8 protein-coding genes are annotated in these 12,147 nt (G+C 66.9%); 3 read left to right on the forward strand and 5 right to left on the reverse strand.

The window, feature by feature from the left end; genetic code table 11:
* Positions 1 to 320 precede the first annotated feature (320 nt).
* Positions 321 to 731 (reverse strand): hypothetical protein, encoded by a 411-nt coding sequence (locus ACFOSH_RS37750; RefSeq protein ID WP_378245439.1) that lies wholly within the window; start codon positions 729 to 731, stop codon positions 321 to 323.
* A gap of 205 nt (positions 732 to 936) precedes the next feature.
* Between ACFOSH_RS37750 and ACFOSH_RS37755 the strand changes: the two genes are divergently transcribed.
* The 3 genes from ACFOSH_RS37755 to ACFOSH_RS37765 all read left to right on the forward strand — a co-directional run bounded on the left by ACFOSH_RS37755 (position 937) and on the right by ACFOSH_RS37765 (position 3,742).
* A complete protein-coding gene (locus tag ACFOSH_RS37755) occupies positions 937 to 1,650 on the forward strand; it encodes a Crp/Fnr family transcriptional regulator (protein WP_378245441.1) in 714 nt (237 codons plus the stop codon).
* A gap of 77 nt (positions 1,651 to 1,727) precedes the next feature.
* Entirely contained in the window at positions 1,728 to 1,925 is a 198-nt protein-coding gene (locus ACFOSH_RS37760; protein ID WP_378245443.1) for a hypothetical protein, read from the forward strand.
* Positions 1,926 to 2,236: 311 nt separating this feature from the next.
* On the forward strand, positions 2,237 to 3,742 hold the full coding sequence (locus ACFOSH_RS37765) for an aKG-HExxH-type peptide beta-hydroxylase (RefSeq protein WP_378245445.1): 1,506 nt from the start codon (positions 2,237 to 2,239) through the stop codon (positions 3,740 to 3,742).
* A 1-nt stretch (position 3,743) separates the two neighbouring features.
* Here ACFOSH_RS37765 and fxsT read toward each other — a convergent pair whose 3' ends face one another.
* The 4 genes from fxsT to ACFOSH_RS37785 all read right to left on the reverse strand — a co-directional run bounded on the left by fxsT (position 3,744) and on the right by ACFOSH_RS37785 (position 12,026).
* Positions 3,744 to 8,153, reverse strand: a complete 4,410-nt coding sequence (gene fxsT, locus ACFOSH_RS37770) for an FxSxx-COOH system tetratricopeptide repeat protein (protein ID WP_378245447.1) — start codon at positions 8,151 to 8,153, stop codon at positions 3,744 to 3,746.
* A 1-nt stretch (position 8,154) separates the two neighbouring features.
* Positions 8,155 to 9,237 carry an AAA family ATPase gene (locus ACFOSH_RS37775; RefSeq protein WP_378245448.1) on the reverse strand — a complete coding sequence of 361 codons (1,083 nt, stop codon included), beginning with the start codon at positions 9,235 to 9,237 and terminating at the stop codon, positions 8,155 to 8,157.
* 13 nt (positions 9,238 to 9,250) lie between these two features.
* A complete protein-coding gene (locus ACFOSH_RS37780; RefSeq protein ID WP_378245449.1) occupies positions 9,251 to 11,062 on the reverse strand; it encodes a VMAP-C domain-containing protein in 1,812 nt (603 codons plus the stop codon).
* A gap of 247 nt (positions 11,063 to 11,309) precedes the next feature.
* Entirely contained in the window at positions 11,310 to 12,026 is a 717-nt protein-coding gene (locus tag ACFOSH_RS37785) for a S1 family peptidase (protein WP_378245451.1), read from the reverse strand.
* Positions 12,027 to 12,147: the final 121 nt, after the last annotated feature.

Below are 12,147 nucleotides of genomic sequence, written 5' to 3' on the forward strand. Positions count from 1 at the left end.
GCACACACATCCGCACCCTTACAGACCTCACCAACCACGCCATCAACACCGGCATCACCCCACCAACGAAGATCAAACCAGCGAGTTGATTATCGGCGCGCCCTGAACGTCCGAAATCTTCCCCCGTCACACCTTCCGTCCACCACAAAGACACCGGATCCCAGCGGGTAGGCAAACACCGGTCCGCCAGAACCGCCCCTACCACTCACGAGAGGTTTGGATGGTGCCCAAAGCGGCTGGCGCCAAAAGCCAGGGTGGGAGCCGCCCCCCTTGAGCGTCCCCCACCCCGGTTCACCCGGCCCGCACCGGCCGGACGTCTTCTACTTCCCCTTCTCGGCCCGCCCGGACACGCCCGCCAGCGCGAGCACCATGACGACCGGCCAGATCACGGCCACCAACGGCACCCCGCCGAAGGTGATCGCCGTGACCGACACCGCCGTCGCGATCAGCCCGCCGACGGGCGACACGTAGCAAAACCCCAAGGGCCCCAGGAAGAGAACCCACAACAACGCCGTCTTCGCCGATTTGGCGGGCGGACGGGGAACCGGGTAGCGACCCGGGCCGAGGACCTCGTGATCGGCACCCTGATACCACCCGCCGGACATCAGCGGCGGGTGCGGCGCGAAGAAGACCGGTCTTCGCCCGAACGCCTTGGGCGTCCGAGGATTCTCCTCGGCCGGCACATGGCGGTGATCCTTCGGCCGTCCCATGACACTTTCGGCACTGCGCATGACACCCCTCCCCCGTCGCCGGCCCGAGGCCTGGTGAAGTCACCTCTTGCCTGGCACAATTACCGGTTGCGGTTCGAAACTTTCCGGGTCGTTCTGCCCACTGACCATGCTGACGAGTCGGGGGAGTGGCTGATGCGTCATATGGAACACAGCGCCGAAAAAGAACACAGCGCCGAACCGGCTCCCGGGGAACCGGAGGGCCAGGATGACCGGTCCCGCCGCGGGTGAGCACGGGGACCTCGGAGCCTGGCGGCGGCTGACCCCGGCGGAGCAGTCCGCTCTCCGGAGCGCGGGACATCTGAAGGTGTGGGAACCGGGCCAGATCCTCGCCCTCCAAGGCAGTCCGCCCACCAGCATGTTCGTCGTCCTGCACGGCTGGGTGAAGATCAGCGCCACCAACTATCGCGGCGAGGACGCCCCGCTCGCCGCCCGCGGCCCCGCGGAAATCGTCGGTGAGCTGGCCCCGATCAGCGGACTCCCCCGCTCCGCCACGATGTCCGCGATCGACGAGGTGCACACCCTCGTCGTGCCGAGAGAGAAATTCCTCGCCGTGCTGCGCGACCGGCCCCGGATCGCCGAGGAGATCTTCCGGACCGCGGCGATCCGGCTGCAACAATCGGACAGGCTGCGTCTCGAGTCCGGCGGACCGGACTTCCCGCAACGCCTCGCCGCGGTCCTCCTGGAACTCGCACTGCAGCACGCCCTCGACTGGACCGACGAGAAACAGGTCGATCTCCGCTTCAACCAAGGGGAATTGGCCGGCTTCGCCCGGGTCTCGCGCAGCACCCTGATCCGGGGTCTCGAAGAGCTCCGGCGGCTCGGGGTGGTGCGCACGGCCCGCCAGCGCGTCACCATCACCCGCCCTCGCGCACTACGGGAATTGGCCGCCGGACGACCCCCGCCGGACGACAAGGCCTGATAGGTCACGAAATCTCGGCTATCCTTGTCGAGGTTCAACTCTCGCAACCGTTTCACGGGGTGGAGGGAATCGGCACGATGAGTTCTTTCTCGGCAAGCACGGAACCGGACATCGAATCGGCGTTGATCGATCTCGACGACGTCTCCTTCAGCGCGTTGCGTGAGCTGGACAGCGAAGCTTTCCGCCATTCGGCACGCCACGTCGTCGAACGCACCACCCATGTCCGCGCCCGCTATAGAAGCGCCGGCACCGGGGGTGGCGAACGGATCGACTGATGCCGCCATCAGCCGGGTCTCGTCCCGCGTTCCACCGCTTGTCGTGGCGAGACTTCGACGCACTCGCACGCCTTGACGGCGACGAGGACATGGCACGCCGTCTGCGACGGGCCGAGCGGAGCCGGCGCAAGCTGTTGATCCACACGTTGCTGACCGAGGCAGCGAAGACACCGGATCACTCGGGTCCACTGCCTCCGCTGGATTCCGCCTGGGAGCTCCTTGCACGTGCCGAAGCAAGAGCACCCCGGGCCGTGAACCGGATGCTCACGAATCCGTACACCGGAAGCTGGGCCGGTTATACGACCCGGTTGATGCGGAACGGAATCGACGGTGTCGGGCCTTTGTGGATGCACTTGGGGCACGCGCACGCGATCGCGGCGGCCGCGGCGATCCGGGCGGAACTGGATTTCGAAACCGTCATCCCGGCTTGGCACGGAAACGCCATACTTCCCTCACTGGGCATGGCGAGATTTCCCGGAGCCGAACCGTTTTCTCCGGTCGTCGTACGAGGAGTGAGCGGCAGCTACTTCGTGTCGAACGCCGAAACGACGGTCCGTCTGCCGAACGCCCTCGACTCCGATGCTCCCGGCTGGTGGGGAATCCGGCGGGTGCGGAGCCAGGTCGGGGCACACCGGTTTTCGTTGTGGCTCGACGACCTCGATCCTTATCGCGGGCTCTACGAACCGGTCCCACCGGAACGGCTGCCCGGGAAGGATCTGGCGGATTGGCAACGGCTGATCGACGAGGCCTGCCGTCTGATCGCCGCCCATCTGCCCGGCTTGGCCCGCATCATGCCGGTGGGATTGGCTTCGCTGGTTCCGAAACCTCAGGTGCTCTTCCGGAATCCGAGCGCGTCGACCGGAGAGGCCTTCGGCAGCGCGGTGGTCGGGCTGCCCGCCGACGGCGCGTCCTTGGCCGAGACCTTGATCCACGAGTTCCAGCACATCGTGCTCGGCGGCCTGCTGCACCTCGTCGAACTGTACGAGCCGGATCCGCGGGAACGGATCTACGTGGCTTGGCGCGATGATCCGCGGCCCTTGAACGGCGCTTTGCAGGGCGTGTTCGCCTACTTCGGGGTCACCGCTTTTTGGCGCGCGCTGAGTCGGGTCGGCCGTAGTCCTCGGCGCTCAGGCTTCGAATTCGCGTACTGGCGTGAGCAGACGTGGCGCACCCTGCAGGTCCTGCGTGCGGACTCGACCTTGACCGTCGCCGGGCGGCGATTCCTCGGCGACATCGCCGAACGCCTCGGCCCCTGGCGAGACGAGCCCGTTCCGGCTGAGGCGAGCACTCTGGCCGCGGCCGCCCGCCGGGATCACCTCGCGGGCTGGCGCGTCCGTCACCTGCGCCCGGACCCGTCTGTGGTGGCCGAACTGGCGGCCGCCTGGCTCGGCGGGCGGCCGAGACCACCCGCCACCCTCGACGCGACCGATCTTCCCCCGACGCCGGTACCGGACGGCGGCTGGTCCCACGCCCGGATGGACCTGGTCCGGCTGGCGATCGGGGACACGCCGGTGTCGCCGGACGGACGATCACCGGCGGTTCCCGGGGCCACCACCGCGGATTTCGCTTACACCGGTGGTGATTTCGTGGAAGCCATCAAGGGCTACCGGCAAGAGCTCGTGGCGGATCCGGACCGCCCCGCTTCTTTGGTCGGGCTGGGCCTCGCGTTGTGCGCGCGAGGCCCCCATCCCGCGGCCCGTGCCCTGTTGCACTGTCCCGAACTCGTCCGTGCCGTGCACCGGCGCCTGAGAGACGTCCCCCGGCCACCGACCGTGGAACAGCTCGCCTCGTGGATCGGGCAACTCGTGCCGGGCTGACCTACATCAGCATCGGGTCGATGTCGCAGTCGGCGCGGGCACCGCGGCCCGCGGCCTGCGTTCCCGGGTGGGCCTCGCCGAGAATCTGGCGGTACTTCACCAGAATCGGGTCGCGGAACGGCGCCGCCTCTTCGTCCCGGCCGAGAGCGACCAGATCCAGCCCGAGGTTGAAGGTCGCCGCGAGAACGGTGGGGTGGTCCTCACCGAGCACCTGCTTGCCACGCTCGACCGCGTCCCGCCCCAGTTCGACCGCTTGGGTGAATTCGCCCAATGCCGCGAGATCGCTCGCCAGGTTGATCGTGACGACGACGGCGTAGGGATGATCCGGGCCGATGGTGGCACGGAACTGCTCGAGCGCTCGCTCGTCGAGAGCCCGGGCGGCAGCGGGGTCACCCATGAGCCGCAACGTCACCGCGAGGTCGGCGTTGGCCGCGAGGGTGTGCGGATGATGCTCGCCGAGGCCACTCCGGTACCGCTCGAACGTTTCCTCACCCAGCTTCTTGGCAGACGTCAGATCGCCCGAGTGACGGAGGTCGATCGAATGGGCGAGAGCACAGGCCATCGTGTTGGCATGATCGTCGCCGTAGACGATCCGGAATCTCTTGAGGGCGTCCGTGGACAGGCTGAGCGCACCCGGGTGGTCGCCGTCCTTCCGCCTGCTGATCGAAAGAATGAACGTGTTGCCCACCGCGTCCGACTGGTCCGAACCGAAGCGTGCGTAAAAGTTCTCCGTGAGCCTTTCCTGCTGGACTCGAGCCTGGCCGTACTCCCCTGCCTCGCGCAGATCCCCGTTCAGCGCACTGTTGACACCGAAGGTGCGGACGTGGTCGCGACCGAGGACCTCGATCCGCCGACGGAGGGTGTCCTGGTCCAGTTCCGCGGCCTCCCGGTAGGCACCGGCCAGCCGGAGACTGATGGCGTGCTGGTACGCGGCGTTGAGCGTCTCCGGGTCGTCTTCGCCGAACATGCGCTTGGCCTTGTGAAAGATCTCTTCGCTCAGTTTGGTCGCCGCCGCGAAGTCGCCCTGGGCGCGGAGATCTATCGTGATGTTCCGTTGGAGCGCGAAAGTCTCCTCGTTCTCCTCGCCGGAGATCTGAAGACGCAGCGCGAGAGTGCGCTGGTTGAGTTCCGCTGCTTCGGAGTAGCGGCCGATCGCCCACAGGTAGAGACCGAGCCTCGACGACACTTCGAGTGTCTGCGGATGCGTGGGGCCGAGGGTCTCGGTGAGCACCTTCCGCGCTTCGAGGCCGAGCCGGGCCGCCTCTTCGTGATCGCCGTACTCGAAGAGATAACGCATCAGGTTGATGTGGAGCTGACGCGGCCAGTCGTCGTCGCAGGCCAGCACATTCGCCGCGTAGGCGTGCGGCAGGAGTTCGCGATAGCGCGACCAGTGCCTGCTGGATTCGGGGTCGTTCGGGTCCAGCGCGGCGAGCAACTGATGGGCGCCGTGCTGCATCCGCGCGTGCACCTGCCGGGCCATGACCCGGTTGCGCAGGACCAGCTGGACCAGACGGTGCAGCTGGAGGGTGTTGTTGCCGTGGTCGATCTTCGCGAGGCCGTACCGGTTGATGTCGCGGATGGCGCGCGCCAGTTTGATCGGGTCGCGCAGCGCGGCGTCCAGTTCCGGGGAGATCGACACCCGGCTGACCCCGGTGAGCAGATCACGCGAGATCGGTTCCGGGGAGAAGAAGGCGCAGATGTGCAGGATCTGGTGTGCCGCCGGGTTGCGGGTCTTCAGTTCCTCGAAGGAAACGTTCCACGCCGCGGCGACGGAAACCTCGTAGTCGGGGGCTGTGGCGGTGTCGAGGATTTCCTCGACCGACTCGTCGAACAGGCGCAGATACTCCTGCACCGGCATCCCGGTCACCGCGCGCCAGGCCGCAGCCTGCTCGACGGCCAACGGCAGGTCTCCGAGTTTCTCGGCGAGCTGGTCGGCGTCAGCCGGGTCGATCTCGGGGCCTCGGCGGCCGAGCAGTTCGACGCTTTCGTCGCGTTTGAACACCGCCAGCTCCAACGGGCGCGCGATGCCTGCCCAGTCGGAGTTCCGTGAGGTGATCAGGATTTCACCGGGACCGTTGCGCGGGAAGAACGGCAGCACGGTCTCCGGGCTTTCCGCGGCGTCGAAGACCAGCAGCCAGCGGCGGAAAGGCCGTCCGGTGCGGAGCGCCTCGATCACCGCGGGAACGGCGATGTTCGCCTCGGACGCGCCTTGAAGGCCGAGAAGGCCGGCGAGTTCGGTGAGGCCGGCGCGGATCTGGGTGGTGTGCGCGGCGTCGATCCACCAGACCAGGTCGTAGTCCTGCAGATGCCGATAGATGTACTCGGCGGCCATCTGGGTCTTGCCGATACCGCCGAGACCGTGCAGCGCGGACGGGAGCACCGCGGTGGTACCGCTGCTCAACCGTTTGGTGAGCTGGTCCAGCAGCTCGTCACGTCCGGTGAAGTTCGGGTTGCGCGGCGGGACGTTCCCGAAAACCAGTGGCGGATCCTCGGGCTGGCGGGCGGGGAAGCTCCGGGTGGTGTCCGACGCCGAAGGATGAACGATCCTGGTCGTCGGCTCGTTCGCTTCGGGTTCACCGAGGTAGGACGAGCGTCCCTGCGTCGCCGGTGTCAAAGCAGGTGGACGTTCGGCCGTCTCAGGCATGTTTGGACTCGCAGTCTTGGTGGATGTCTGCATTGATTCAGACACGGGTACGACGGGGTCTGGGTCTTGTACCGCGTTCCGCAGCCGATCGGCCCGGGACAGGTACGGGCCGGAGAGCGCCCGCATGAGCGCGCTCTCCAGTTCCACATCGGCCGAGGACTCTAGGGTGAGCACAGGATCCGGCGTGTTGTTCGGGTCGGCGATGGCGTCTCGGAGGTGACCGAGCAGCGGAATCCGGCCACCGAAATGGGTGGCGGCCACCCGGACGACCTTGGCCGTTTCCGACCGCCGCGCGCCACTGAGCAGCAATTCCCGGACTGCCTCGGGAAAAGCGAAGACCCCACCTGTGTCCCAAGTGGACTTCCCCTCCCTGAGTCCGGGAGCGTACATGATCCCCGACAGCAGAAGTTCGAGGAGGTGCTCCAGTCTCGCTTCCGGTACGAACCGTTGTCCCACCAGCTTCGCCACGTCGAGACGGACCGGCACCGCCGCGAGTAACTGTGCCAAGCGTAGCGCTGGAGGCGACGCGACACTGCGAAATCTGTGCACTCTTTCGGCGGGTGACAAAGTTACTGACGGGTCATCGGAATCGGACTGGGAAATCCGTTCCGTGGTGAGCACGACCGTTCCTTCGGCGGCGGCGTCGTTTTCGCCGGTCATCAGTCCGGCCCACCATCCCAGCGCCTGCGGCCGCAGTTCGAGCACCGGCACCGGCACGATGTGGTCGGGCACTTTCGAGCCGGGTTCGAGCCAGGCGTCAGCGAGGTCGCACACCCATCGACCGTTGGGCGCCAACGCGTTCGGGACCCGCAACCGGGCCTTGTGCGGGCTCATGCCGCAGCGGCCCCACAGCCATTGCGGAAGCAGGTGCACGATGCTGACCGGCATCTTCGCACCCCACCGTGCCAACACCGGATAAAGCGCGTCTTTCTTTTGCCAGGCATCCCCGACACCATCGGTGAGCAGCAATACCACCCGCCGTCCCGACGAATCCAGGATCTCGTCCGGGTCGCGGGCGGGGGCACCGGCCGTACCACCCCGAAGAACGAGATCCTCCTGATCATTGTCCTTCGCGGTTTCCAACAGGCGGACCTGAATGGTTCGGAAAGCACCCACCTGCCGGAGTAATTCGACAAACGCCGACACCCGCGGCCGCCACAGCGCCATCGACGGACCGTTGTCGAGAACGAGCGTCAGGTCCAGCCAGCGCTCTCGTTTCGATCGGGTGACAGGCCACCACCGCCCGGTCTCCGCGGCCCGGACGGCGGTCGCCACTTCGTCCAGGACCACATTGTTGTGTCGCCGCGAGGCCCTCTCCCGTTTCAAGGTTTTCAGTGCACGGAAATACGCCAGCGACTCGAGAATGACGGCTCCACCCGGCCCCGTGCCGTCCACCGCGGGTTCGGGCAGCTCACCCGGCACGGCCTCGATCTCGACAGCCCCGATCTCGTCCTCGACGTCCTTCTCGACCGGCTGAGGAGCGTCTCGCATCGTGGACGGCCGCGGCTCGGGAGGTTCGGGGATTTCCCCGCGTTCGGGGAGTGCGTTACGGATCCGGACATCCTCGGCCGGCGGCTCCTCGGCGGGGGCAGGCTCCGTGCTCGCCCGGCGCGGCGCGATGGCCGCGGCCAGCCAAACGATGTCCGCGACGTCGGTCCAGTTCAGGTCCTCGAATTCGAACCGCTTTGCCGCCTGGGGAAAACCGGCCCTCCGCCGCTCCGCCACCGGAGCGGAACGCGAGTCGGAAGTATCGCCCGGCCCGGCCATGTCACCGCACCGTCAGTCGTTGCCAAAGGGAGTCCACCAGCCGCGGCCAGGCCTCCTGATCCGGCTGGTACGCGCCCGACGTCGCCAGATAGACGGCGTCGAGCAGCCTGTCTGTCGGAAGGCCGCCTTCCGCCTTGCTCCGTTCGGCGAACTCGCGGATGAGCTTGTCCCGGTATTCGCCGTCCTCGCCGACCAGATGACTGGCCACGATCGCCGCGAGCTGATCCTCGTCCGGGTTCTCGATCCGCAACTGCAGGCAGCGGCGAAGGAAGGCGGGCGGGAACTCCCGCTCGCCGTTGCTGGTCATGATGACGATCGGGAAGGCGCGGCAGGCGATCCGGCCGTCACGGACGACGGCGGCGCGCTCCGGGTCGGCCGTGTGCACGGTGACTTCGGGATGCCGGTTGCGCACCCGGGCCAATTCGTCGACGGTGAATTCGCCGTCCTCGAAGATCGACAGCAGATCGTTGGGCAGATCCGCCTCGGATTTGTCCAGCTCGTCGATCAACAGCACCCGCGGCAACTTACCGGGCAGGAAAGCGGTGCCCAGCGGGCCGAGCCGCACGAAATCACCGACCGGCGGTTCCTCGGCCTCACCGCCGAGTTGAGCCTGTGTCGTCGCCGCGGCCTGGACCCGGCCGATCGCGTCATAGCCGTACAACCCGGAGCTCAGCTCGGTGTTACTGGTGATCGCCCAGCGCAGCACCCTGCCCAGCCCCAGTTCCCTGGCGATCCGGTACGCGAGGCTGGACTTCCCGGTCCCCGGATTCCCCGTGACCAGCAGCGGCCGCCGCAGATAGAGCGCGGCGTTGATCATGTTCAGTTCGTCGGCGTCGGTATCCAGCTCGGAAAGCGTGAACGCGGTGCCGAGACGGCGCTCCGCTTCACCGTCGTCCGGCGGCGGCACGTCGTGCTCCGGCGGCGGGTCACCCCGATAGGAACGCCAAGGCGGCGGCGCGGGCAGGAGTTGCGCGAGGTCGATGTCGTGGATCGGCATTCCGGTCCCCCGGTAGATCCACCAATCGGGTGCATCGGGTTGCGGCGTCCGGCCGTTCGCGGTCGCGTCCTGATCGATCCCGCTCATCCGCGGCATCCCCTTACAGTCGAGTCGGGATCAACGGCTGGTCCAGAACGATTACCCGTTTCGGGTCGTCCCACATTACCACCAGATCGTGAGCCAGAAAATTCTTGAACGGTACGGCCGCACCCGAATTCGCCAGTTTGCGGCGATCCGGAAGTTCGATAAAACCGCTCTCCGCGGACAATACCCAGTCGAGCAACTCGCGCAGCTTCTCCGGCTCGACGTCCGGATGCCACAGCACCACCGGCAGCCCACTGCGCAGGGCACTCGTCAACTCGTCCGGTGCGGAGCCCGGTTCCACCCGGGGCGACGGGGGATTCGCCAAGACGAGCCCGATCCAGTGCTCGTTGCTCAGGATTGCGTCGATCGGGTGATCCTCGGACTCCGCGCATCCGGAATAGTGCAACCTGTCGGCGGACGGGTCCTTCACCATCGAGTCCCAGCGAACGTTCCATGCGCGATGCCAATGCTTCGCCCGCATCCTCTCCAACGACCGTATTCCGAGCCGGTATCCGTAGCGCAGCGGCTGGGGCTGGCCGGTGTCGTGTTCCTTCGCCCACCGCTGCACGGGCAAATTGATCAACGTCCTCGGCAGCAGGAATTCCACCGACGCGGACATGGTCTGACCGGACCAGAAGGCCTCAGTCTCCAGGATGACGTCATCGACCCTGAACTCGACCTCTTCGATGCCGATTTCGCGCACTCCGCCGAGCGCCGGCGGCCATACTTCCGGGTCATCCTGTCGCCAGAATGCGAGAGTGCATCGCGTCGGGTCGCCGGAAACCGGTTCGAGCATGATGATCAAATGCAAATGGGGGCGCTCCGGAATGGGCGGCCTGCTCTCCCGCTGGTACCCGAGAGCGGGACCGAGCCGGAGCGCTCGGGCCTGGTCCGCGATCCAGCCCGCGACGACGGTGCCCTGCTCGCCTTCCATGTGTTCGGCGAGCAACCGCAGGAACGTCACCGCCGGTGGGATCCCGTCCGGTCCGGCGTTGAAATCGGTGAGCAGCTGGAAAGCGCCCCACGCGTCTCTGATGCCCTCAAGTCTGGGCAGCGGAACGGCCGGCCCCAGCGCCCGGCTCATCATCACGGCCAGGTGCGGTACCTCCATCCGGGTCAGATGGTGATGCAGGCCCGCCAGATCCTTGCGGGGGATCAATTCCAGAAGCGCACTGTCCAGATCGGCGATGATCAGGTCCTCGGCGGCCTCGACCACGAGTGGGGGCGGTTTCGTGATCGGCGCGAGGACTTCTCCGTGTAACCGTAAATAAGCCGTTCCGGTGAAAGTCTTCACCGAAACCGGTATCGGACTGTACAACTCGGGCAACAGGCCCGGGTCCTGCTCGATGACATCGGTGAAGAAACGCTGCGAAGTGATGACCGCGATCGTCCGGCCGGATTCCGCGAAAGCGTCCTTCGCCAGTTGCGCGTCCAGAATGCGGAAGGCGGTGTCGACCGCGACGCCGACCCAGCCGTTTCCGTCGTTCAGCACCTCACCCGAGTTGAGACTCACCCGTAACCGCATCTGCGCCTGCGGGGTCCGCGTGTGGTTGTAGCGACGGAGGGCGACCGCGATGCGATCCGGCAACCGGTCGGCGATCTGGCTTTTGGTCGTTCCCAGCGGAAGCAGGAACAGCGCTCCGTCGCCGCGATCTTCGCGGGCGCAGGAATCGAAGTCGACGTCGCATTCGGCGAAAGCCGTCTTCAGCACCTCGTACATGCCTTGGCGCACGGCGAGCCGATCGAGCGGGTTACGGTCCGGGGCGGTGAACCCCACGACGTCCACGACGACGATCGTGCGGTCGAGAGCCTGCGTCGGTTGCGCCACTGGCCCCCTCCCAAGGTCCACGGCGCCGGCCCACCGGCACCGAACGCCACATTATCGCGTCAATCGGCCCAGCGTTGAGTGTCAATTGACAAATACGTTCCCTCTTTGCCGTGCTCACGGCCGGGCTTAGGGTCCCCTTCGCCACTCACGCCTCCGCGCGGTTTTCTCGTCGCCGTGCTCGTGATTTGCCCACCACGGCGAGGAGCCCTCCCCGACCGCGCCGGGGAGGGCTCCGCTTTCACCGGGTTCAGACGCCGGCGACCTGCTGGATCCAGCTGCGGTAGCGGGTGATGTTGGTGTAGGCGGTGTTGTTCGACCGGTCACTGGTCGACGCGACGCCGACCTGACGGCCACCGGAGAACATCGGGCCGCCCGAGTCGCCGCCGGCGGTGATGCCGTCGACGCGGTTCGCGCAGACCGCGACACCGCCGCTGTAGTCGCTGCAGCCGACCGAGTTGACCCGGACGGTGGCGACCTTCAGGTAGCGGGACTGGCAGTTGATCTCCGAACCGCACTGGCTGGTCGCGCCCCAGCCGTAGACCTGGACGTTCTGGCCGACCGCGACGCTGCTCGTGGTGCCGAGCGGCGAGTAGGTGGCGTTGACCGAACTGGTCAGCTTGACGATGGCGAGGTCCGCGCCCGAGTGACGGGTGATGGTCGACCCGGTGGCCATGGTGCCGCCGCTCTGCTGGTCGAGGCTGCCGATCCGGAAGGTGTAGCTGCCGCTGCTGGCGACACAGTGCTTGGCGGTGAGGATGTACTGCGGCGCGATGATCGTCGCAGTGCAGTTCTGCTGGCCGTTCACGAACAGCCGGGCCGCCCAGGGACCGCTCTGCGCGTTCTGGCCTCCGATGATCATCGGCTGCACGCCCGAGGGCTCGGCGGCGGTCGCGGCGGGGGCGGTCGAGCCGAGCAACGCCATGAAGGCGGTACCGGCCAGCAGGACGAGGGAGCGCAGTCGCATGTTCCGACTCATTTCTGCGGCTGGATTCCGGCCGCGTCAGTGGGACCAACGCGCTGATTCTGTGTCGTGCCAAGGGAAGCCGGAAACCGACGAAAGTCGCGTGGGCTACCTATTTATTTCG

The sequence above is a fragment of the Amycolatopsis speibonae genome (assembly GCF_042647925.1).
Lineage (GTDB): Bacteria > Actinomycetota > Actinomycetes > Mycobacteriales > Pseudonocardiaceae > Amycolatopsis > Amycolatopsis speibonae.